The sequence below is a fragment of the Microbacterium sp. AK009 genome (assembly GCF_013410955.1).
GTDB lineage: Bacteria > Actinomycetota > Actinomycetes > Actinomycetales > Microbacteriaceae > Microbacterium.
Genome location: NZ_JACCCG010000003.1, coordinates 220,603 through 242,573, shown reverse-complemented (window position 1 = coordinate 242,573; position 21,971 = coordinate 220,603). Strand labels below are relative to the sequence as shown.

At 71.6% G+C, this 21,971-nt stretch carries 19 protein-coding genes; 7 read left to right on the top strand and 12 right to left on the bottom strand.

Going from position 1 to position 21,971, the window contains the following annotated elements; genetic code table 11:
- Position 1: 1 nt before the first annotated feature.
- From HDC37_RS07765 to HDC37_RS07735, 7 genes are all read right to left on the bottom strand, one after another.
- Positions 2-928, bottom strand: coding sequence for a DnaJ domain-containing protein (locus HDC37_RS07765; protein WP_179559842.1), 927 nt, complete (start codon positions 926-928; stop codon positions 2-4).
- Positions 929-937: 9 nt separating this feature from the next.
- Positions 938-1,237 (bottom strand): MarR family transcriptional regulator, encoded by a 300-nt coding sequence (locus tag HDC37_RS07760; protein ID WP_179559841.1) that lies wholly within the window; start codon positions 1,235-1,237, stop codon positions 938-940.
- A 176-nt stretch (positions 1,238-1,413) separates the two neighbouring features.
- On the bottom strand, positions 1,414-1,827 hold the full coding sequence (locus tag HDC37_RS07755) for a hypothetical protein (protein WP_179559840.1): 414 nt from the start codon (positions 1,825-1,827) through the stop codon (positions 1,414-1,416).
- Positions 1,824-2,852: a TerC family protein gene (locus HDC37_RS07750; protein ID WP_179559839.1), complete on the bottom strand. Its 1,029-nt coding sequence runs from the start codon at positions 2,850-2,852 to the stop codon at positions 1,824-1,826. The genes HDC37_RS07755 and HDC37_RS07750 overlap by 4 nt, the downstream gene beginning before the upstream one ends.
- 183 nt (positions 2,853-3,035) lie before the next feature.
- Positions 3,036-3,299, bottom strand: coding sequence for a hypothetical protein (locus HDC37_RS07745; RefSeq protein WP_179559838.1), 264 nt, complete (start codon positions 3,297-3,299; stop codon positions 3,036-3,038).
- An 87-nt stretch (positions 3,300-3,386) separates the two neighbouring features.
- Positions 3,387-4,223, bottom strand: a complete 837-nt coding sequence (locus HDC37_RS07740) for a helix-turn-helix domain-containing protein (RefSeq protein WP_179559837.1) — start codon at positions 4,221-4,223, stop codon at positions 3,387-3,389.
- 9 nt (positions 4,224-4,232) lie between these two features.
- Positions 4,233-4,856, bottom strand: a complete 624-nt coding sequence (locus HDC37_RS07735) for an NUDIX hydrolase family protein (protein ID WP_179559836.1) — start codon at positions 4,854-4,856, stop codon at positions 4,233-4,235.
- 87 nt (positions 4,857-4,943) lie between these two features.
- On the opposite strand from HDC37_RS07735, the gene HDC37_RS07730 reads away from it, so the two are divergent.
- Both HDC37_RS07730 and HDC37_RS07725 read left to right on the top strand, forming a co-directional pair.
- Positions 4,944-5,612, top strand: a complete 669-nt coding sequence (locus HDC37_RS07730) for an alpha/beta hydrolase (protein WP_179559835.1) — start codon at positions 4,944-4,946, stop codon at positions 5,610-5,612.
- A gap of 385 nt (positions 5,613-5,997) precedes the next feature.
- Positions 5,998-7,629, top strand: a complete 1,632-nt coding sequence (locus HDC37_RS07725) for an ABC-F family ATP-binding cassette domain-containing protein (RefSeq protein ID WP_179559834.1) — start codon at positions 5,998-6,000, stop codon at positions 7,627-7,629.
- Positions 7,630-7,656: 27 nt separating this feature from the next.
- Here the strand turns inward: HDC37_RS07725 and HDC37_RS07720 are convergent, their stop codons facing one another.
- Positions 7,657-8,712 carry a hypothetical protein gene (locus HDC37_RS07720; protein ID WP_179559833.1) on the bottom strand — a complete coding sequence of 352 codons (1,056 nt, stop codon included), beginning with the start codon at positions 8,710-8,712 and terminating at the stop codon, positions 7,657-7,659.
- 125 nt (positions 8,713-8,837) lie between these two features.
- Between HDC37_RS07720 and HDC37_RS07715 the strand changes: the two genes are divergently transcribed.
- From HDC37_RS07715 to HDC37_RS07700, 4 genes are all read left to right on the top strand, one after another.
- The gene (locus HDC37_RS07715) at positions 8,838-13,598 is read left to right on the top strand and encodes an ATP-dependent helicase (protein ID WP_179559832.1); all 4,761 of its coding nucleotides are present in this window, start codon (positions 8,838-8,840) and stop codon (positions 13,596-13,598) included.
- Complete coding sequence (locus tag HDC37_RS07710) at positions 13,591-14,364, top strand: Fpg/Nei family DNA glycosylase (protein ID WP_179559831.1); 774 nt, start codon at positions 13,591-13,593, stop codon at positions 14,362-14,364. The genes HDC37_RS07715 and HDC37_RS07710 overlap by 8 nt, the downstream gene beginning before the upstream one ends.
- 154 nt (positions 14,365-14,518) lie before the next feature.
- Entirely contained in the window at positions 14,519-14,926 is a 408-nt protein-coding gene (locus HDC37_RS07705; RefSeq protein WP_179559830.1) for a transferase, read from the top strand.
- A gap of 46 nt (positions 14,927-14,972) precedes the next feature.
- On the top strand, positions 14,973-15,584 hold the full coding sequence (locus HDC37_RS07700) for a LysR substrate-binding domain-containing protein (protein WP_179559829.1): 612 nt from the start codon (positions 14,973-14,975) through the stop codon (positions 15,582-15,584).
- Between the two features lie 191 nt (positions 15,585-15,775).
- On the opposite strand, the gene HDC37_RS07695 is transcribed toward HDC37_RS07700, so the two are convergent.
- The 4 genes from HDC37_RS07695 to HDC37_RS07680 form a co-directional block, all read right to left on the bottom strand.
- The gene (locus tag HDC37_RS07695; RefSeq protein ID WP_308472131.1) at positions 15,776-18,226 is read right to left on the bottom strand and encodes a CHAT domain-containing protein; all 2,451 of its coding nucleotides are present in this window, start codon (positions 18,224-18,226) and stop codon (positions 15,776-15,778) included.
- Positions 18,227-18,355: 129 nt separating this feature from the next.
- On the bottom strand, positions 18,356-20,011 hold the full coding sequence (locus HDC37_RS07690; RefSeq protein ID WP_179559828.1) for a S8/S53 family peptidase: 1,656 nt from the start codon (positions 20,009-20,011) through the stop codon (positions 18,356-18,358).
- A 54-nt stretch (positions 20,012-20,065) separates the two neighbouring features.
- On the bottom strand, positions 20,066-20,536 hold the full coding sequence (locus HDC37_RS07685; RefSeq protein ID WP_179559827.1) for a hypothetical protein: 471 nt from the start codon (positions 20,534-20,536) through the stop codon (positions 20,066-20,068).
- On the bottom strand, positions 20,523-21,140 hold the full coding sequence (locus HDC37_RS07680) for an RNA polymerase sigma factor (protein ID WP_257021370.1): 618 nt from the start codon (positions 21,138-21,140) through the stop codon (positions 20,523-20,525). The genes HDC37_RS07685 and HDC37_RS07680 overlap by 14 nt, the downstream gene beginning before the upstream one ends.
- 78 nt (positions 21,141-21,218) lie before the next feature.
- Between HDC37_RS07680 and HDC37_RS07675 the strand changes: the two genes are divergently transcribed.
- Positions 21,219-21,962 carry a GMP synthase gene (locus tag HDC37_RS07675; RefSeq protein WP_179559825.1) on the top strand — a complete coding sequence of 248 codons (744 nt, stop codon included), beginning with the start codon at positions 21,219-21,221 and terminating at the stop codon, positions 21,960-21,962.
- Positions 21,963-21,971 lie beyond the last annotated feature (9 nt).

Here is a 21,971-nt window from a genome sequence, read left to right as displayed (position 1 = left end):
CTCAGACGAACTGGGCGGTGTGCTGCAGCCGCGTGCGGACCTCGAACAGCTCGGTTCCCCCGATGGCGCGGGCACCGGGAAGGCCACGGCGCAGCACCGTGGCCAGCGCACTGCGTGAGACGAGGGCCACCGGCACGCCCTTGACCTTGCCGAGCTCCTGGATCATCTCGGTGACGTCCTCATCGGGGAGCACCACGATGGCGCCGGTGAACTTCACCCGTGCGGCGCGGGAGACCACCCGCATCCGCGACAGCAGTCCCGCGACCGATCCCTCGGGGATCCCGTCGCCGACGATCTCGCCCCGCCGGACCCCGACCGGTCCGCCGAAGTCCTCGGAGAGGATCCCGAAGAGCCCGCTCGGGCCCAGCACGATGTGATCGAGCTTGACGTCGGGGTCGCCGTCGCGGCCCGACGCGGCGACGTCGTGCCACACGGTGTAGCCCATCCCGAGGTCGGCGACGGTGCGGGCGGTCTCCTCCTCGGCGAGGGCGTCGGCCAGCAGGCGGCGCAGGTGGTGGGGCGCGGAGCGGACGAGCGCCGGGTCGTAGGGATCGTCGAGGGTGACACCGCGTCCGACCCACTCGCGGATGAGGGTCAGGTACCGCTCGCGACGCCACCCACCGGGGTGCCCGTACGACCGCGCGCGGGGACGCGTGTCGGCGCGGGGCGCCGGCGGGCGCCATCCGGACCATTCCGGTGCCGGCTCGGCGCCGAAGCCGTGCCCGCGGTCGTAGGCCGCGCGGGCCTCGGCGGTGCCGACGAGTTCCCAGGCACGCTGCACCTGCACGAACACCGCGGCATCGCCGCCGGTGTCGGGGTGGGTCTGGCGCAGCCGCAGGCGGTAGGCGCGGCGGAGGGTCTCGTCATCGGCCGTGGGGTCGACCTGCAGCACCTCGTAGGCCGAGGCGGACAACGGGCTGTCGAACACCGTTTCAGGCTATGCGCTGCTGATCGTGACTCGGCTGAGAGCCCCGATGAGGTCGCCGATCGTGTGGCCGGCGTTGGAGGGATGCCGCAGCGGCTGGGTCGAACGCACCGTGTAGTGGTTCCGGCGCCCGCGTCGCTCGCGTTCGACGTATCCCTCGGCCACGAGATCGTTCAGGATCGTCACCGTGGAACGCTCGGAGATCCCCACGATGCGGGCGATCTCGGCGAGAGTGACGTCGTTGTTGTCGGCGACGGCGACGAGGACGTGCGCGTGGTGGGTGAGGAATGTCCATGAGCCGCCGCCTGCCATCCTTCGATTCTGTCGCGCGCGCCCGCGCCTCGCCAACCCCGCCTCCGCCGGCTCCGCGTCTCCTCGCCCCCCTGCCCCGACGAGAATCCATCCGGCCTCCGAGGATGCGGGTGGACCCCGCGTTCTCGGCGCGCAGATGCACTCTCGCCGGAAGGGGGCGGGGCGCTCCGCCGCTGTCAGTCCGGGCAGGCGCCGCCCTGCAGTTCGACGCGCGCCCCCCAGTGGTCGATGGGCACTCGCGCCGTGTCGCCGGCGGTCTGCACCTCCACACGGTCCAGCCAGAAGGGCCCGCCGTGGACGGTGAGGCAGGACGCCTCGGGCACCGTGATCTCGTTCGTGACTCCGAGCAGCGGATCGCGCGAACCCGGTGCCACGGCGTAGGTGGCCCGCTCCGTGCCATCCGCTTCGAAGGCGACCACGGTGAGGTCGGAGTCGCCGGCGTTTCTCACGCTGCCGCAACCGAAGGGATTGCCGCACCCGCTCTCCGGTCCGCTCACGACGGCGAGGGCCAGGAGGGCGAGGAGCCCGAGGGCCGGGAGGGCGATGAGGAGAGCCGCGCGGGGCCGGCGCGTTCGGGTGGTCTCGCTCATCGCCGGCTCCCGGCCAGGGCGCGACGCGAGCGGAAGACCGGCTCGAGTTCGGCCATCTCCTCCTCGGTCGCGGTTCGGAAGGCTCCCGCCGACTCCACCTCGATCTCACGGCGGCCCTGGCCCCGGGTCGCGACGAGCGACGCGGTGATGGCGATCGCGATGATCGCGGCGACGACCGCGAGCGACACGAGGGTCGGGATCTTCACGACGTCGAGGAGGGCCATCTTCACACCGACCCAGACGAGCACGAAGGCGAGACCGATCTTGAGGTAGCGGAAGCGGTGGATGAGGTCGGCGAGGAGGAAGTACATCGCCCGGAGGCCCAGGATCGCGAACGCGTTGGCGGTGAAGACGAGGAACGGCTCACTGGTGACGGCGAAGATCGCAGGGATCGAGTCGACGGCGAAGATGATGTCGGTCACCTCGACGAGCACGAGCACCGCCAGCAGCGGGGTCGCCAGCAGCACGCCGGCCTTCCGGACCAGGAAGCGCTGCCCGTGATACGCGTCGGTCATGGGCACGAAGCGGCGGAAGAGTTTCAGGGTCCGCGACTTCTCGGGGTGGACGTGCTCGTTGCGCGTGCGGATCATCTGAATGCCGGTGAGGATGAGGAACGCGGCGAAGACGTAGAGGATCCACGAGAAGTTCTCGATGAGCGCGGCACCGGCGGCGATGAAGATCCCGCGGAAGACGAGGGCGCCGAGGACACCGAGGAAGAGCACGCGGTGCTGATATTCGCGGGGCACGGCGAACGCGGCGAAGATGATCGCCCAGACGAACACGTTGTCGACGGCGAGGGATTTCTCGATCACGTATCCGGCGAAGTACTGCTGACCGAACTCCGCGCCCCACGAGTTCCAGACGACGATGCCGAACGTGATGCCCGAGAGCACCCAGACGATCGACCAGGCCGCGGCCTCGCGGACGCCGATGACGTGCGCTTTGCGGTGGGCGACGAGGTCGACGGCGAGCATCGCGACGATGACGCCGAGGACGACGAACCACGCCCAGAGGGGGACGGACATGAGAGAACCTCCACGAGTGTCGTGAAGGTCTCATCGGCGTCCATTGCCCCACGCACCGGGTCACGTGGGTGACCGTACTGTCGATGCGTCGCGAGGATTACTCCCCTTCGGAGAACAGTGAAGCACAGTTCATGCTTTGGGCGCAAGCTCGCGCGCCCGGATGACGCGGGGGTTCGGTCGCTCTCAGTCGCCGGACGGCCCCGGCCCGGGCGGCGCGGTCGGCGTCGGCACGTCGCCCCCTGGCCCGCCACGGCGCGCGCCGACCTCGTGCGCGAGGCGGAATCCGCCGGCGATCATCAGCGCCATGCCGGCGACGAAGAGCAGGATGCGCATCCACAGCGCCGCGTCGGGGAAGAGCAGGTTCGGAAGCGAGAAGGCGAACGTCGCGCCGACGAAGTACCACACCGCGATCTGGGCGGGCGATTCAGGACGATTCGTGTGGGTCATCCGGTTCCTTTCCCGTCGGTCCCTCGAGGCTAGGCGCGCGTGTCGGCGGATTCCTCCCCCGCGGGACGGAGATCGGGCGACCGCCGCTCAGGCCGCGGGGCGACCGGTCAGGACAGACGCCAGGGTCGGACGCCAGTGACGCTGGACGTACTCCAAGGCTTCGTCGACCGGCAGCGCACGGGTGGAGTTGCCCACTCGGATCCACAGCTCCGTCGTCGCGCCGCCCCCGCCGGCCGCGACGAAGACCGGCTTCGGTGACGGCGGGCACTCCACCGCGCAGACGACCGCGTCGCCCGGTGACACGCCGACGAACCGGATGCGCGGGAGCGCCGCCGCATTCCGGCCGAGCGTCGTGGAGAGCATGTCGCGAAGCCACAGCTCGAAGCGATCGTGGTCGGGCGTGCGGAGGGTCGCGAGGTCGCGGTCGAGTCCCACCGCCTCACCGGCATCGTTCGCGCCGATGACGAGGACGCCGCCTCGACTGTTGAGGAACGCCGCGATCGTCTTGGCGATCGCGAGCTCCATCCGTGCATCCTTCCTGCTCTCGCGCACGTTCCAGCGTGCCGTCTCCTTGAACTCCGAGCGCTCCGACTCCCCCGCGCGCAGCACCGCCGAGACGTCGGTGTCGCCGACCCCGCGTTGCGTGAGGGCGACGATCGCCGCGACGAGGAACGACAGCCCGAGGCTCGAGCCGAACGTGAGGAGGAGGGTGGTGGGCATCCAGAGCCGCTGGCCGTAGAGGAACATTCCGGCCAGGAAGATCCCCACGCTGAATCCGAGCAGCGAGATCAGCGTCATCGCCGTGACGCTCAGCGACAGGCGTCTGCCGAAGACCGCCAGGATCAGACGGGCGAGCAGATACGCGATGCCGACGGCGATCGGCAGCGCGACGGCGAAATCGACCAGGAGGGGGCTCTGCGGCATCCGTCCCTCTCAGCGCAGCGCGCCCACGCTCGCCAGCGCGAGGCGGATAAGGGTTCCGCGGCCACCCTCCATCTCCGCCGCGACGGCGTCGGTCGACGCTTCGTCGGGCGAGAGCCAGGTGACTTCGAGCGCGTCCTGACGCGGCTCGCAGGTGCCGGTGACCGGCACGACGAACGCCAGCGACACCGCGTGCTGCCGGTCGTCGTGGAAGGCGCTGACGCCGGGGAGGGGGAAGTACTCGGCCACGGTGAACGGCACGGGCTGAGGCGGCAGGAGCGGGAAGGCCATCGGGCCGAGGTCGTTCTCGAGGTGGCGGAACAGCGCGTCACGCACCGTCTCTCCGTACCGCACCCGTCCCGAGACGATCGAGCGGGTGATCTCCCCGACAGGGGTCGCCCGCAGCAGGATGCCGACCTGGATCACCTGCCCCATGCCGTCGGTGCGGACGGGAATGGCCTCGACGTAGAGCATCGGCAGCCGTCGGCGGGCCTCGGCCAGTTCGATGTCGCTCAGCCATCCGGGGTTGGCGGACGAGCCCGTCGAGCCGCCGCCGAGCCCGTCGAGCGGGTCGCGGCGAGCGCCGCGGGCGTCGTCGTTCTCGCTCGGGTCGGGGTCTGGGGTACGCACCGGCATAGGTCATGTATACCCCGAGGCGTGGCGATCGCCGAGGAGCGCGGATCCGGAGGGCGGCCTGTCGGGAGGCTCTGGAAGGATGTCGGCATGTCCGACGAGCCCGCTCCCGCCCTCGCCCTCGCCGACGACCTGGCCCTGTGGTCAGCGGAGCCCCGCGACCGCGCGGGGCGCCCTCTGCTGGTGCTGCTGCACGGCTACGGCGCCGACGAGCGCGACCTGTTCGGACTCGTGCCCCACCTCCCGCCCGACTTCGTCGTCGCCGCGGTGCGCGCGCCGCTGGCTCCGCCGTGGCCCTCGCCCGGGTACTCCTGGTACCCCATCGAAGGCCTCGAGAGCCGTGATCCGGGAGCGGTCACCTCCGCCGCGACGGCACTCCTGCGGTGGCTGGATGCCGCGGCGGCGCCCGCCACGAGCGTCGGCCTTCTGGGCTTCTCGCAGGGCGCGGCCGTGGGGCTGCAGGCGCTGCGGCTCGATCACGAGCGCTTCGCGTTCGCGGTGAACCTGTCGGGCTATGTCACGCCGGGCCCGCTCCCCGGCGACGCCGCCCTCGCGGCACGCCGCCCGCCGGTGTTCTGGGGTCGCGGGTCCCGCGACGACGTCATCCCCCCGGCCCTCGTCCAGCACACCGCGCAGTGGCTCCCCGACCACGTCGATCTCAGCGGACGGCTGTACCCGGGACTCACGCACAGTGTGTCCGAGGAGGAGCTGCGGGACGTGCGGGTGTTCCTCGACAAGCGCCTCGACCAGGCGACATAGGCCCCCCACCGCCGTCCACCTCCGGCGCCGCCTGCGTCGAAGCCCCCACCGCCGCCGCGCACACCGGAGGAGATCCGCACACGGGAGGATGCGAGGCGCGGGTGGAGACCTCCGCTGTGTCGATCTCCTCCGGTGTGCCGCGCCGCGCGCGGCGCGCGGCGCGGGCGCGACGGGTCGCCGCCATGCGCACGTCCCCCTTGCGGTCACCCGGGCCCGACCCGCTACAGTGTTCAGGTCCTGTTCCCGACGTGAGGAAAACCGGTGAAGGTATCCGACGGCTCCGCGTTCACGCGCTGACACCGTCGACCCGCCGCATCCGTCAGGTCTTCTCTGCCGCATCCCGGCGCCCGGTGTCTGTGCATCCCTCAGACACTCGGGAGGCCTCGTGCCGCAATCATCCTTTCGCCCCTCCGTCGTCCTCGACGACGTCTCCTTCCACTGGCCCGATGGAACGGTCGCGCTCCGCGACCTCTCGGGCGCCTTCCCCTCGGGCCGAACGGGCCTCGTCGGGCGCAATGGCACGGGGAAGACCACGCTCCTCCGCCTGATCGCCGGTGACCTCACCCCGTCCGCCGGACGCATCCAGCGCAGCGGAGAGGTGGCCACCCTCGCGCAGCGCGTGACACTCGACGTCGACACGCCGATCGCCGCGCTGCTGGGAGCCGCGTCGACGCTGGCGGCCGCCCGCGCCATCGAGGCCGGCGACGTCGATCCGCGCCACTTCGACGTCATCGGCGACGACTGGGACATCGAGGCACGGTGTCACGCCGCCCTCGCCGAGGCGGGCCTGCGGCCCGACATGCTCGACCGACGTGTCGGTGAGCTCTCGGGCGGCGAGGCGGTGCTGGCCGCGATCGCCGGCCTCCGCGTCGGCGGCGCGTGCATCACGCTGCTCGACGAACCCACGAACAACCTCGACCGCGATGCGCGGCACCGCCTGTACGACCTGGTCGACCAGTGGCGGGGAACCCTCATCGTCGTCAGTCACGACACCGCCCTGCTCGAGCGCATGGACCACACCGCCGAGCTGTACGACCACGCTCTGTCGATGTTCGGTGGTCCGTATTCGCAGTGGCGCGCGTGGCTGGAGGCCGAACAGGGCGCCGCGCGCCAGGCCGAGCGCGCCGCGGCTCAGCGATACCGGCGGGAACGTCGCGATCGCATCGAAGCCGAGACGACCATCTCGCACCGCCTGGCAATGGGTCGGAAGGCGGAGCGCGAGAAGCGGGTGCCGAAGATCGTCGCGGGCGGACGGAAGCGGGCCGCTCAGGTCTCGGCGGGGAAGTACCGCGGGGAGATGGCCGACCGAGAGCAGGCGGCCCGCGTCGATCTCGATCTCGCCGAGCGGCGCGTCCGCGACGACGACGCGGTGCACATCGACCTTCCCGATCCCGGGGTCGCGGCGGGACGACGCATCGCCACGATCGACGGCGCCGAGCGCTCGTGGGTGATCCAGGGGCCCGAGAGGGTGGCCCTCGTCGGCCCGAACGGCGCAGGGAAGACCACCGCGCTCGAGCGCCTCGTGAGCGGGGGCGGTCTCGTCGGCGACATCCGGCTCGAGCCTCACACCGACCGGATCGGCTACCTTCCGCAGCGGGTCGACGGGCTGGACGACGACGGGTCCGTGCTCGCCAACGTCGCCGCGTCGGCGCCGCACACGGGCACGGTGGAACTGCGCAACCGTCTGGCGCGATTCCTCATCCGGGGTGCGGCGGTCGACAGACCGGTGTCGGCGCTGTCCGGGGGCGAGCGGTTCCGGGTGGCGCTTGCCCGGCTGCTCCTCGCCGATCCGCCGCCGCACCTTCTCGTGCTCGACGAGCCGACGAACAACCTCGATCTCGACACCGTCGACCAGCTCGTCGCGGCGCTCTCGTCGTACCGCGGAGCGGTGCTCGTCGTCAGCCACGACGACGCGTTCCTCCGCCGCCTCGGCGTCGACCTCGTGCTCGAGCTGCGAGAGGGGAGGCTGGAGGAGACGGAGCTCAGCGCCGGGGAATCACACGCCGACGCTGGTTGAGGACTCGTCGCGGCGCGACGACCCGCCTCAGCGCCAGCCGTCGGCGACCACCACCGCCACTGCTCGCAGCATCTCCTCGGCGGATACCGCGCCGTCGGTCGGGATGTAAGCGGTGACCGAGTTCACCCCGTCGGTCAGGGAGAAACCCGCGCTGATGGTCGACTCGTAGCCCTCCACGCGGTAGGCGGCGATGCCGGCAACACCGGTGTCGACAGCTTGGTCTTCGGCGGAGGAAGGGACGGCCCAGGCCTCGCCGGCGGCAGTGAACAGCTCGAGGGGCAATTGCGCCGCGATCACCGGGAAGTAGCAGTGCGACGCCCGGGCCGCCTTCGATGCGATGACCACCTCGGGGGACGGTGGATCCACAAAGCCACCCGTCTCGCCCGTGACGTCCGCTCCGAGCTCGGCGCCCAGGCTGTCGCCGACGCGCGCGCAGTCCAGGACGGGCCACCAGTCGGCCTCGTCGCGCTCCCACACCGGGTAGTTCGATGAGGCGAAGCCCGAGGTGATGACCGCCCCCATCTCCGCGCCCCATCCGTCGACCGCCTGGCGGGTCATCCCCGTCCAGAGCTGATAGGAGACGGCGGTCCACAGGCCTTGACCCTCACCCATCCATCCGCAGACCCAGCCGGGATCGCACTCCTCGAAGTAGTACGGGATCTGATCGGAAGGGAACTCCGTGTTTCCGAGGGCGCTCGAGGGGATCGCCGCGGCGCGGATGATCCCGCCGTCCCCCTCCCACGTGCAGCTGAGTCCCCCGAGGTTGGCGACGACGGTCGCCATGCCCGTGTCCTGCGAGGTGACCGGGAATCCCACGATGTCCGCCACCGTCGCGGGCGCGATCATCCCCTCGCAGTCACCATCGAAGACCGTCGGCGGCTTCGCACCGCCGGCCACCGAGAGGGCATCGGGTGTAGGCGTGGGCGTCGCCGAAGCGGTCGCCGTCGCCGTCGGTGACCCCGTGGAGGGAGACGGCGACGATTGCCCCGGCACGGTGCATCCGGCCACCATCGCGGTCGCGACGAGGACGACGAGAAGCGCGGCGGGGCGGTGGCGGCGGAACATCCTGAGTCCTGTCGTCATCGGCGTCACGCGCCGGCGTGAACAAACCTAGGACGGGCGCACTTTCGCCGCCCGCGTCGACCGGCAACGAATGCATAACGAGCCGAGCCCGCCCCGATGTCGGAGGGGCGCGGGAAGATGGGGGGATGAGCGACGCCACGACGGTCGCGGCACCGGAGGTGCTCGGCCGCTTCGGTCCTGCGACCCAGGACTGGTTCCGCAGCGCCTTCACCGAGCCGACGGCGGCGCAGGCCGGCGCGTGGGATGCCATCTCACGGGGCAAGCATGCCCTCGTGGTCGCGCCGACCGGATCGGGGAAGACCCTGTCGGCATTCCTGTGGGCGATCGACCGCATCTTCCGGGAGAAGGATGCCCCGTCGAAGACCGTCGACGATGCTCCCCGTCGCCGGCGCGGCGGTGCTCGAGCAACCCCTCCCGCTCACACGCGCGTGCTCTACATCTCGCCGCTGAAAGCCCTCGGCGTCGACGTCGAGCGGAACCTCCGCTCACCCCTGGTCGGCATCGGCCAGTCCGGGCGGCGCCTCGGCCAGCCCGTGCCGAACGTCACCGTCGGTGTGCGGTCGGGCGACACCTCCTCGAGCGACCGGCGGAAGCTGGTGACCGATCCCCCCGACATCCTCATCACCACGCCCGAGTCGCTGTACCTCATGCTCACGAGCCAGGCCGGCGACACTCTCCGCGAGGTGCACACGGTCATCATCGACGAGGTGCACGCCGTGGCCGCCACCAAACGCGGTGCCCACCTGGCGGTGAGCCTGGAGCGCCTCGACGCGTTGCGTCAGTCCCACGAGACGGGCGTTGCGCCGGCGCAGCGCATCGGCCTGTCCGCCACGGTCCGGCCGATCGACGAGGTCGCCCGCTTCCTCGGCGGGTCGCAGCCGGTCGAGATCGTCGCGCCGCGCTCGACCAAGGCGTTCGACCTGCGCGTGGTGGTGCCGGTCGAAGACATGCTCAACCCGCCGCCGCCCCCGGGGGCCGCGCCCGAGCCGGATGCCGGCGGCGACGCGTCCGGCGACTGGTACGCGTCGGACTCGGCTCCGGAGGAGCGGACCGGATCGCTGTGGCCGCACGTGGAGGAGGCGATCGTCGACCGCATCCTCGGCCACAGATCGACGATCGTGTTCTCCAACTCCCGGCGTCTCGCCGAGCGCCTGACCGGTCGCCTGAACGAGATCTACGCCGAGCGCATCGGAGTCGATGTGCCCGACGCGACGGTGCCCGCCGCGATGATGGCGCAGGCCGGGTCCTCGGCCGGCGCACCCGCCGTCCTCGCCAAGGCCCATCACGGCTCGGTGTCGAAGGAGCAGCGCGCCCAGGTCGAGGAGGAGCTGAAGTCGGGCGTGCTGCGGTGCGTGGTCGCGACCTCGAGCCTGGAGCTCGGTATCGACATGGGCGCAGTCGATCTGGTGATCCAGGTCGAGGCTCCCCCGTCCGCGGCGTCCGGCCTGCAGCGGATCGGGCGTGCGGGCCACCAGGTGGGCGAGGTGAGCCGGGCCGCGCTGTTCCCGAAGCACCGCGGCGACGTGCTGCACACCGCGATCGTCACCGAGCGGATGCTCGCGGGGCAGATCGAGGCGATCGCCGTGCCCCAAAATCCGCTCGACATCCTCGCGCAGCAGACGGTCGCCGCGTGTGCGCTGGGGCCGATCGATGTGGAGGGCTGGTTCGAGACGGTCAAGCGCAGCGCTCCGTTCCGCACCCTTCCCCGCTCCGCGTACGAGGCGACGCTCGACCTGTTGGCGGGGCGCTTCCCGTCGGACGAGTTCGCCGAGCTCAGGCCGCGGCTGGTGTGGGACCGCGACCACGGCACCCTCACCGGTCGGCCCGGCTCACAGCGGATCGCGGTGACGAGCGGCGGGACGATCCCCGACCGGGGCCTGTTCGGGGTGTTCGTCGCCGGGGAGAGCAGCAACGCCCGCGTGGGTGAACTCGACGAGGAGATGGTCTACGAGTCTCGCGTCAACGACGTCTTCACCCTCGGCACGACCAGCTGGCGGATCGTGGAGATCACCCACGACCGGGTGAACGTCGTGCCGGCCTTCGGTCAGCCCGGAAAGCTTCCGTTCTGGCACGGTGACGGTATCGGGCGCCCCGCCGAACTCGGCGAAGCCCTCGGCAGGTTCTCCCGAGAGGTGACCTCAGCAGCTGCAGAGAAGGCGGCCGAGCGCCTCGACGCCGCGGGTCTCGACCCGCACGCGCAGCAGAACCTCCTCACCTACCTCGCCGAGCAGCGCGAGGCGACCGGGTCGCTTCCGACCGATCGCACGCTCACCGTCGAGCGTTCGCGCGACGAAGTCGGCGACTGGCGCGTCATCCTTCATTCCCCATTCGGAATGCAGGTCCATGCGCCGTGGGCGCTCGCAGTGAACGCGCGGATCCGGGAACGCCTCGGCGTCGAAGGCGCGGCGGTCGCCAGCGATGACGGCATCATCGCGCGGGTTCCGGATGCCACGGCCGAGCCTCCCGGCGCGGAGCTCTTCGTGTTCGAGCCCGACGAGCTCGAGCAGATCGTCACCGACGAGGTCGGCGGGTCGGCGCTGTTCGCCTCCCGGTTCCGCGAGTGCGCCGCGCGGGCGCTGCTCATGCCGCGTACCAACCCGAACCGCCGAAGTCCCCTCTGGCAGCAGCGCCAGCGGGCGGCACAGCTGCTCGAGGTCGCGCGGCGCTACCCGACCTTTCCGATCATCCTCGAGACGCTTCGTGAAGTGCTGCAGGACGTCTACGACCTGCCGGCGCTGCTGCGCATCGCGGCGAGCATCGCCGATCGGCGGATCCGTCTCATCGAGACCACGACGAGCCAGCCCTCACCGTTCGCACGCGACCTGCTCTTCGGATATGTCGGTGCGTTCATGTACGAGGGTGACTCGCCCCTCGCCGAACGTCGAGCCGCCGCGCTGTCGGTCGATCCTGCGCTGCTCGGTGAACTGCTCGGCAAAGTCGAGATGCGGGAGCTTCTCGACCCCAACGTCATCGCCCAGTTCGAGCGCGAGGTGCAGCGACTCGACCCCGAACGGCGCGTCAAAGGGATCGAGGGCGTCGCAGACCTGCTGCGTCTCCTCGGCCCCCTCGACGCGGATGACGTCGCGGCCCGGCTGCAGACGGAGCACGGAACGGACGAAGACACCGGCGACGCGCCTGCCGATGCCCGGACCGCCCAGGCCCTCCTCGACGCCCTCGTCGACGCGCGCCGCGCGATACCGGTCACGATCGGCGGCGTCGCCCGGGTCGCGGGCATCGAAGACGCCGGCCGCCTCCGCGACGCCCTCGGGGTGGCTCTCCCCGTCGGCATCCCGGTGGCTTTCCTCGAGCCGCTCGCCGATCCGCTCGGCGACCTCGTGGCGCGGTTCGCACGCACTCACGGGCCGTTCCGCACCGACGACGTGGCGACTCGTCTGGGCATCGGCTCCGCCGTGGCACGTCTCACCCTCCAGCGCCTCGAGGCGCAGGGACGCCTGTCGAGCGGGTTCTTCCTCCCCGTCGGCGATGACCGGACCGGGCGCGCGGAGGAGGCGGAGTGGTGCGACAGCGAGGTGCTGCGACGCCTGCGGATGCGCTCGCTGGCCGCGATCCGCGGCAGCGTCGAGCCCGTTCCCCCCGACGCCTTCGCGCGCTTCCTCCCCGAATGGCAGCACGTCACCCGACCCCTGGAAGGTCTTGACGGCGTCGCCGCCGTCATCGAGCAGCTCGCCGGGGTGCCCATCCCGGCGAGTGCGTGGGAGTCGCTCATCCTCCCGTCACGGGTCAGCGACTACACCCCGGCGCTGTTGGACGAGCTGACGACGAGCGGTGAGGTGGTCTGGTCCGGACACGGATCGCTCCCGGGACGCGACGGCTGGATCGCGCTGCATCCAGCCGACACCGTCCCTCTCACCCTCGCGCCGGCGGAGGACGAGCTCGCCGAGGGGTCGCTGGAGGCGCGCATCATCGAGGTGCTGGAGGCCGGGGGCGCCTACTTCGCCGCGCAGCTGCGCTCACTCGCCGACGCCGAGAACGAGCAGTCCGTGATCGATGCCCTCTGGTCACTGACGTGGAGCGGACGCGTCACCAACGACACGTTCGCGCCGATTCGCACCCTCCTGACCGGCGGGTCGCAGGCGCACCGCGTGAGCCGGCGGGCGCCGCGCGCGCGAATGTATCGCGGCGCAGCCCTGCCGCGCGTCACCCCGTCGGCGCCGCCCCGGCCGCCGGCGATCGGAGGACGCTGGTCTCTTCTCCCCGACCCCGAGCCCGACCCCGCGCTTCGCGCGACCGCGGCGGCGAGCCTGCTGCTGGACCGCTACGGAGTGGTGACGCGCGGCTCCGTCCAGTCCGAAGGGATGCCCGGTGGGTTCGCGCAGGCGTACCGAGTGCTGGCGGGCTTCGAGGAGGCCGGTCACTGCCGACGCGGGTACGTGATCGAGAAGCTCGGCGCGGCCCAGTTCGCCGCGTCGAGCACCGTGGACCGGCTGCGGCATTTCGCCGCTCTCGCCGACCCGCCGCCGTTCGCCGCCGTCACCCTCGCCGCCACCGACCCTGCAAATCCCTATGGCGCCGCCCTCCCCTGGCCGCGGGTGGAGGGCGTCTCCCACCGCCCGGGACGCAAAGCCGGGGGGCTCGTGGTGATCGTCGACGGACGCCTCGTGCTGTACGTCGAGCGCGGCGGAAAGTCGACCCTCGCCTTCACCGAGGATGTCGCGTCGCTGCAGGCGGCGACGCGTGACCTCGCGGCGACGATCACGGCCCGCCGGCTCGACACGGTCACGATCGAGCAGGTGAACGGGTCGTTCGTCCTCGGTACGCCCGTGGGCGGCGCGCTCCGCGAGGCCGGTTTCGTCGAAAGCCCTCGTGGGTTGACGATTCGTCGCGCCACCGCGGCAGCCACCCCCGGATCGGGGCGTCGTGCCTGAGGGCGACACCGTATTTCGCGCCGCGCGTCGACTGCACGAAGCCCTCGCCGGCCACCCGGTGGCGCGCTTCGATCTGCGCGTTCCGCAGGTCGCGACGGTCGATCTCACCGGCGAGACCGTGCACGCGGTGATTCCGAAAGGCAAGCACATCCTCCACCGCATCGGCGCCTGGACGTTGCACAGCCACCTCAAGATGGAGGGTGAGTGGCACGTCTATCGCCGCGGCGGGCGGTGGCGCAAACCCGGCTACAAAGCGCGCGCTGTCGTCGGCACGACCGAATGGGACACCGTCGGATTCGACCTGGCCGACATCGCCGTCGTCCCCACCGAGCGCGAGGGCGAACTCGTCGATCATCTCGGACCCGACCCCCTGGCACAGGACTGGGATCCGGCTGAGGCCGCGCGGCGACTCGTCGCCGACCCTCGCGAGATCCATGTCGCCCTGCTCGATCAGCGCAACGTCGCCGGGTTCGGCAACGAGTACGCCAACGAGATCCTCTTCGTCCGCGGCATCCTTCCCACCACTCCCGCGTCCGAGGTCGACGCCGCGGCACTGCTCGAGGTCGGAACCCGGATGATCCGGGCCAATCGCGATCGCTCCGGCCGCACATTCACCGGGGACTCCCGCCCCGGGCAGAGCACCTGGGTCTACCGGCGCGACGGCCGCCCCTGCCGACGATGCGGCACGCAGATCCTCGGCGGAGAACTCGGGCCGGATCCGACACGGGAGCGCATCATCTTCTGGTGCCCCGTCTGTCAGACCTGACACGCCGTCGCCGGGCCCTCCCATCCGCTGCGTACCTCTGCGACGAAGACTTTGCAAGCCCCTGCATCCAATCGGGCTGATGCGAGGGAATGTATCTGTACAGGCATCGGTTGTATCTGTACTCGGCGCAACAACCGCGCTGAAGGAGGAGATCGTGGGTAAGAACTACGTCGACATCGAGAACGACCAGGGCGAGACGCTCCGCTACCGCAAGCACGTCAACGGACGCGGATTGATCGCCCACGGCGCGAAGGTGCACCCGACTGCCATCGTCGAAGCCGGCGCCTACGTCGAACCCGGCGCGCAGATCGCGGCCGGCGCTCGTGTCGGACGCGGTGCGTGGATCGAGGCGGAGGCACTCATCGGCCCCGAAGCCCACATCGCACCTCACGCCCACGTCGGTCCCGGTGCCGTCATCGGCGCCGGCGCCCGCATCGGCGTCCGGACGAACATCGGCGCGAACGCGCGGGTCGCAGTGAACTCCCTCATCCGTGACGATGAGACGATCGCCGACGGCGAGCGCGTCGCGACGGACCGGCGAGGCTTCCGTCTGGCTGCATGACCCCGGCCGGCGCGGAAGCCGCACCCGCCGCCGCTAGCCTGAACGCATGACTGGCCGGCCGTTCCTCCTCGGCGTCGTTCCCGGCGCCACCCCCGGCAAATGGATAGGGATCTGGAACAAGAGGATGCCGCAGGTCGCGCTCGAGCTCGTGCCGATCTCGGTGTCAGAGCAGCGACGTCGCCTGGATTCCGGTGATGTGCACGCGGCGCTCGTTCGTCAGCCCATCAACAGGGACGGTCTGCACCTCATCCCCCTCTATGACGAGATAGCCGTCGTCGTCATGTCCACCGAGTCCCACCTGAGCGTCGCGGAGGAGTTGAGCTCAGAGGATCTTTCGGGTGAGATCGTCTTCACTCCGTCGGACGATGTGCTCGGCATCGAGGTCGCCGGAACGGTCGCGGCGGCCGTGGACGGCTCGCTCGACACGGCCGACGCCATCGCCACGGCAGCGAGCGGGGCCGGGATCGTCATCGTCCCGATGTCGCTCGCGCGATTGCACCACCGCCGTGACGCGACGTTCCGTCCGCTGATCGGCGGCCCTGTGTCACCCGTCGGTCTGGCGTGGCCGCTGCATCCGCCCGACGACGAGGTCGCGGCGCACATCCAGACCTTCATCGGCATCGTCCGCGGCCGCAGCGCCCGTTCGTCGCGCACGTGAGACAGGGGTGCCGCGAACCGAAACCCTCGCGACACCCCTGGAAGCAGCATGGATCTTCACGCCCCGCGGGAGCGCGCCCCCCGGCAGATCCTGAGTGCCCCCCGGTCGGGCTTCGGCCGACCGCACTCACTGCCGCTTCACAGTGACGGAGCGGCGCGAGGCAGCCGTGATACACGCCGCGCGGAAGTTTTCTAGAACCCACGGCCGTGTACCTGAAAAGGCGCGCGAATCCCCGTCCGCCGGGCCGCGGCGGCGAGCGCCTCCGCCGGGGCCTCACCGGCGGCGAGGCCCTCGTGCATCACCGCCAGCAGTTCGCACGCATCGTCGTCGGCCACCCGGACGGGCGCAGCCACCACCGAGTCCGCCCCGCCGTGCAACCAGATGCGCGCCATGCCGAGCGCCTCCTCCCCCCACCGCACCGAGGACCGCCCGACCTCGCACGCCGAGAGCACCACGACGCGGGGCACATCGGGAATCAGATCGATGTCGTACCCGAAGAGCACGCCGTCGGTGAGCTCCAAGCCCGAGAACAACGGGTTGTCGGCCGTGTGGCGGCCATGCGCGGCGACGTGGAGGACACCGGATGACGCGGCGAGCTCGGCCGCCCCGCGCACCGTGGCCCGGTCCGCCAGGAGAGTCGCCGATGCCGACCAGGCAGACCCCGCCCGGGCGACCTCCTCTTCCCCGCGCGGCACCCCCGGTCCGACGACGAATCCGGTCCCCCTGCCGGGGACGGCGGGAGTCGCGCGCATGGCGCGCACCCAGCGCGTCGCCGAGGTCGCCGTCGTGAACACCCGTCCCTCCATCGACGGCAGCATCCCCCACGGCACCCCGCTGAGGATGCCGGGAACGGTGAGCACGAGTCGCCGGCGATCCGTGCGTGCGAGCGCGGGATCGAGGATGCCCGCGTCGAGCTCGGCGAGTCGGGTCCGCAGGGCGGCCTGCACAACCGAGACCATCGGACCCCACCGCACCGCCGCCGACATGTCCAGATCCGCCCGCAGCCCTGACAGCAGCCGGCCGACCCGGTCGGGGTCGTCGAGCCGGACCAGACTGTCGCCTTCGCTGTCCGACACCAGGACGCCGAGTTCGGCTCCGGTGTAGAGGAAGCTCAGCACGGCGGTATCGGCGCCGAGGACCTCACGCACGGTCTGCAGGGTCGTGCGCTCCGACGCCTCGCCCACGAGGGTTCCCGCCCATTGCCGCCGACGCGCGCGCTCGCGCAGCTCGGCCGCGCGCGGATCGTCGAGCCAATCGATCCCCGGTCGCTCCGCGCGGATGGTGCGGAGTTCGGCCAGCTCGGCGGCCAGCTGCGGGTCCGGGGGCGGGCGGAGCGGTGTCGACTGCTGGCTGAGATGCCGGGCGCGCTCGGCCCACGCGAACGCGATCTCCGGATCCCGCGAGTGCAACGCCGCGTCCAGGCCCGCGTACATGAGGCGCGCGCCGTGCATGGCGGCGGAAGTCTGCAGATCGAGGCTCCCGAACGTGCCCGTCCACGACGCCAGGGTGTCGATGCCCCGACCCGCGTGTCGGCGCACCTCACCGTGCCGACCGCGCCGCGCAGCACGCGCCGCCTTCACCTCCTGCGTGATGAGGCGCACCTCGAGGGGGGCGTCGTCACCGACCCTCAGGCGGCGCCCGTCGAGCGCGGGGTCGGCGACTGCAGCCGTCAGCCGCAGGGCGGTCGCCTCGCCGCGGAAGCCCGCTCGCGTGAGATGAACCGCGACCTCCTCGACCCGTCGGGTCGTTCCTTCCCCCGACGCTGCGCGCGGAGACTGCAGCTGGGCGCGCCACCGGATCGCCTCCGCCCGGTGTGCCCAGACCTCGTTCCCGAGGCGCTGGAATCTGCGGGATGCGGCGAGCGCGACCCTCCGCGCACGCTCGGGGTCGTGGGCCAGGAGCGATCGCGCCAGCTGGAACTCCGCCTCCGCCCGCGACTGCGGCATCCGGTGGGCGCCGAAGACGGCCGCGACGCGCTCGAGCAGGCGCTCGGCCTCGGTGGTCTGCCCGGCTTCCCGCAGCACCTCGGCCCTGTCCATGTCGCCCACCGCTCCCGCAACGGGGGTCGTCGCCGCGGCGGGCCTCGCGGTGAGCATCGCGTCCAGCGCCGTGACGAGGTCGCCCGAGAGCAGGGCGATGTAGCCGAGGTTGTGGCGGGCGTGCGCTTCGTCGGTCGCGAGGCCGGCAGCGGCGAAACGGGTGGCCGCCCATTCGGCGTCCGCGGCGGCTCCACCGAGGTCTCGCCGCTGCATCCGGCCCAGGCTCCGATTCATCCGCACCCGGGCGGAGGCGAGCGGATCGGCGTCGTCGAGAGAAGCGGTCGCCTCGCCGAAGAGGCGCTCGGCCTCGTCGAGCCGTCCACCGTACATGGCCAGCGCCCCGAGCTGACCCCGCAGGATCGCGCGCGTGTGCGCGGTCAACCCCCGAGCCGACAGCGCCTCTCGCAGCACCTCCTCGGCCTCGGCCGGCGACCCGGTGCGCTGCAGCGCCAGGGCCCGGGTCCCCTCGATGCGCGCGAGGAGGTCGGGATCACCGGTGCGGCCAGAGGCCTGCGCGAGCACGCGCAGCGCGCGCGCGTAGCGTCCGGAGATGCACAGCTCGACGGCGAGTCGGTGCAGATCATCGGCGCTCCTGGTGGCCACCCTTCATCTTCGCGCAGACGTGGGGGTCCGCAACGGCGGGGCCGGGGGCCGACACGCCGGGTACGGATGCCGCGGGGCGGCGTGTCGCACGCCATCCCCGCCGTTGCGCGCGGGCCGACGCCGAGAAGATCAGGCTGGCGCCCGCGTCGTGCCCTTCCATTCCTTCTCGAGCTGCGCCCCGGCCTTGCGGAGCGCCTTCACCCGCGGTGCGGGCTTCTCGTCGAGCGAACCGTCCATGAGCTTCACACCGACCATCTCGGCGAGCGCTCCGGCGATGTGCGGGGCGGCGAAGGAGGTGCCGCTCCAGATCACGAAACCGCCGGTGAAGTCATCGGGGTCGATCGTCTCGCGGCGAAGGCCGTAACGGTCGTTGCGCGTCCCGGCCTGGATGCCGCCGTTGAGGGGCGGCGCGGAGCTGACCACCGCGACACCCGGGGCGTACACCCGGACCCAGTCGCCGACGTTGCTGAACAGGGCGACGCTCCTGGCATTGGGGTTGAGCGCGCCGACCGAGAGGTGCGGTGCGGCGTCGTCAGGGTCCTCCACCGTGAAGTCGGCATCCGGCCATCGCCAGAGGGCCGCGGGGAAGGCGGGGCGATCGGTCGCATCGTTGCCGGCCGAGCACACCACCGCGCAGCCGTGGCGCCGCGCGGCCACCAGGTAGGTCACCAGGGTCTGGTCGAACTGACCGTCCTCGGGGGTCTCGTGGTAGTAGCTGAGCGAGAGGTTGAGCACGTCGATGGGCCGGCCGCCCTCACCGCGGGCGTAGCGGATCACGAGTTCGGCCACCGCTCGCACGGCCTCGAGGAACTCCCCCTCGAGGAGGGTCCCCTGGCTGTCGGCGACGCGGATGGAGATGAGATCGGCGTCGGGCGCGATCTGCCGGATCACCCCGGCGACGAAGGTGCCGTGACCTGCGGCCTGGTCGAGGAAGCCGTCGAAGGGGCCGGACACGTCGCCGATCTCCTCCGGGTCGGTGGCCGCTCCCACGACGCCGACCGGCTCGCCGCCGTTGTGGAGGTGGCGATCGACGATGCTGTCGGGCAGCCACGCGTGCCGCCCGCATCCGGTGTCCATGAAGGCGACCACGGGGCGGCGCCCCCGGATCGAGTCGTCGTCGCGGCGGGGCGGATCTCCGATGTACGACACGACCTCGCGCCCACCGGAGCCGGGGTAGGCGTAGGAGCCGGGACCGGGGGCGTTGGTCGACCCATAGGGGTTCGTCGACCCGTAGGGGTTCGTCGACCCGTACGGGTTCGTCGAGCCATACGGGTTGGTCGAGCCGTAGGGGTTCGTCGAGCCGTACGGGTTCGTCGAGCCGTAGGGATCGATGGAGATGACGTGGTCGAGCCCGACCCCGGGCAGTCCTTTCCCGGAACGCCCGCGCGCCCGCTGCAGCAGCCGCCAGGCATCGATCGGGGGAACCGGCTCATCGTCGCGGTCTGGCTGCGGGTCGGGGAAGATCCGGGCGACGAGCACGAGGGGAAGGCCCAGCTCGCGTCGCGCGGTGCCCGCGCGCTCCCGCGCCTCCTCATCGGTGAGTCGCTCACCCCGCACCGTCTCCAGTCGCACGCCCCACCCGAAGTCGCCGGCGGCGCCGCGGAGGATCGAGAGGATTTCATCGAGCAGCTCATCGTCGGTGAGGAGGAGGTGGTCGGGGTCGTAGGCGGTCGGATAGGGTCGCACCCCCTCGACGCGTTCACTGGTGGGGTCCAGGGGCACCCCTCGGGGGCGGGCGGCGTCGACGCGATCGCGCCAATCAGGGGTTCCGTCGGGTCGGACCATGGTGAGGCGTCTCCTCGATCAGGGGGCGAGGCCGCGCCGCACGGCGCGGCACGGTCAGATTTCGAACTGCGGGGTCTGGAACTCGCGGGGGTGGGTCTCCCCCGGCGCGGCGGGAAGCGACAGGCGGAGGCGGGTCAACCCCGCGGGGACGTCGACGAAGGCGAACCGGCCGTGCTCGCCGGCATCCGTCGTCCACTCCCGCGCGTCCTGGACGAGCCGGATCGAGAGTGGTTCGGCGTCGACCCAGCCGTCCACCCGGCGCCGGCCGTCGTCGGCGACGGAGAGGTGGAGCAGCACGTTCGTGCGCCCGTCGCTGAACTGCAGCGTGGCCGTGTCGGCGTCGCCGCGGGTAGCAGCGAGCGTTCCCTCCACGAGCGTCAGCAGCGCGTACTCGCGGGAGAGGTCTTCGACCGCCACGGCGGCGACCATCCGGTCGACCAGGCCCGCGGGCATCGGGTCGACCTCCTCCCACACTGCGCGAAGCCGTGCGAACAGACGGGCATCGGCGGAGTCATCCGTCGTCATCTCTGCCGTCCTCTCCTTCCTCTGCGAGGATCGCCCGCAGCTTTCCGAGACACCGCTGCCTCGTCGGACCGATGGAGCCGATCGGCATCGCGAGGTCTGTCGCGATGCGGGCGTAATCGGGTCGTTCGTCGAAGGCGACCACGCGCAGCAGGCGCTGGCACCGTTCGTTGAGCCGGGTCACGGCGAGCCAGAGTCTCCGCGATGCCTCGTCGCGCAACGCGGTCTCCTCGGCCGACTCCTGGGCCGGGAGGTGCGGTTCGAGGTCGTCGACCTCGGTGGGGTCGGCGCGGCGCTGCTGACGCCCGACCCGCCACGCCTCCCGGCGGGCGGTGGTGGTGAGCCACCCCGATACCGCCAGCGGCTCCACGATCGATTCGTGCCGGCGCACCAGGGTCAGCCAGGTCGTCTGCACGACGTCCTGCGCCAGCGCCGCGTCGACGCCGTAGGCGCGGACGACGTGCCACAGCGTCGGGGTCATGAGTCGGACGAGGTCGTCCATCGCGCTGCGGTCACCGGCGCGCCACCGTTGGAACAGGGTGGCGGCGAGCTCCCAACGCAGGGGGCGGGCAGGGTCGACCCCGGCACCCGCGTCAGCATGCGTCATAGCGCCCATTGTGGCCACACCCGAACAGAGGCACCACCCGGGCGTGTGATACATCCTCGGCCGACCTAAACTTCACGGGTGACCTCCGCCGATCTGCTCTACCTCTGCGCGCGGCCCCAGGAGGCGGCCGCGGAGGCCGAATACGCCTCCTTCCGCGAGGCGATGGGCGTCGGCATCGAGCGGATGGACCGCCACGATCTGGTTCGTTCGCCCCTGCCGGATGACGCACTGGAGTCCTACCGCGCCGTGGTCGTCGGCGGAAGCCCCTTCAACGTCGTCGACCCGGAGTCGACCAAGACCGACGTGCAGCGCCGCGTCGAGCGCGACCTCGAAAGGGTCGCCGCCGCCGCAGCCGGGGGCGACTCCCTCGCCGCGATGTTCACCTGCTACGGCATCAGCGTGGTCACGCGCCTCCTCGGCGGCCAGGTCAGCCGCGGATTCCCCGAGGATGCCGGCCCGACCGCGGTGTCGCTGACGCCCGCCGCGCAGGGCGACCCGCTCTTCGCCCCGCTCGCACCGAGGTTCTCGGCTCTGACCGGCCACAAGGAGGGCACCGCGGTCCTGCCGACGGGCGCGGTGCATCTCGCCGCGAACGACGCATGCCCGGTGCAGGCCTACCGCGTCGGCGACCGCCTCTACACCACGCAGTTCCACCCGGAGCTGACCCCGCGGGCCTTCACCGAGCGCATGCAGGTCTACCGCAACGACGGGTACTACGACGCCCGCGACTACGACGTCATCGCCGGCCGGGTGCTCGCGACCCCGGTCACCGAGCCGGCTCGTCTGCTGGCAGCTTTCGGCGCGCACTTCGGCGCCTCCTGACACCTCCAG

Excerpts from the sequence above, each read along its gene's own strand:
- HDC37_RS07760 (WP_179559841.1), bottom strand. The coding sequence starts at position 1,237 with ATGGCAGGCGGCGGCTCATGGACATTCCTCACCCACCACGCGCACGTC.
- HDC37_RS07755 (WP_179559840.1), bottom strand. The coding sequence starts at position 1,827 with ATGAGCGAGACCACCCGAACGCGCCGGCCCCGCGCGGCTCTCCTCATC.
- HDC37_RS07750 (WP_179559839.1), bottom strand. The coding sequence starts at position 2,852 with ATGTCCGTCCCCCTCTGGGCGTGGTTCGTCGTCCTCGGCGTCATCGTC.
- HDC37_RS07745 (WP_179559838.1), bottom strand. The coding sequence starts at position 3,299 with ATGACCCACACGAATCGTCCTGAATCGCCCGCCCAGATCGCGGTGTGG.
- HDC37_RS07740 (WP_179559837.1), bottom strand. The coding sequence starts at position 4,223 with ATGCCGCAGAGCCCCCTCCTGGTCGATTTCGCCGTCGCGCTGCCGATC.
- HDC37_RS07735 (WP_179559836.1), bottom strand. The coding sequence starts at position 4,856 with ATGCCGGTGCGTACCCCAGACCCCGACCCGAGCGAGAACGACGACGCC.
- HDC37_RS07730 (WP_179559835.1), top strand. The coding sequence starts at position 4,944 with ATGTCCGACGAGCCCGCTCCCGCCCTCGCCCTCGCCGACGACCTGGCC.
- HDC37_RS07720 (WP_179559833.1), bottom strand. The coding sequence starts at position 8,712 with ATGACGACAGGACTCAGGATGTTCCGCCGCCACCGCCCCGCCGCGCTT.
- HDC37_RS07715 (WP_179559832.1), top strand. The coding sequence starts at position 8,838 with ATGAGCGACGCCACGACGGTCGCGGCACCGGAGGTGCTCGGCCGCTTC.
- HDC37_RS07700 (WP_179559829.1), top strand. The coding sequence starts at position 14,973 with ATGACTGGCCGGCCGTTCCTCCTCGGCGTCGTTCCCGGCGCCACCCCC.
- HDC37_RS07690 (WP_179559828.1), bottom strand. The coding sequence starts at position 20,011 with ATGGTCCGACCCGACGGAACCCCTGATTGGCGCGATCGCGTCGACGCC.
- HDC37_RS07685 (WP_179559827.1), bottom strand. The coding sequence starts at position 20,536 with ATGACGACGGATGACTCCGCCGATGCCCGTCTGTTCGCACGGCTTCGC.
- HDC37_RS07680 (WP_257021370.1), bottom strand. The coding sequence starts at position 21,140 with ATGACGCATGCTGACGCGGGTGCCGGGGTCGACCCTGCCCGCCCCCTG.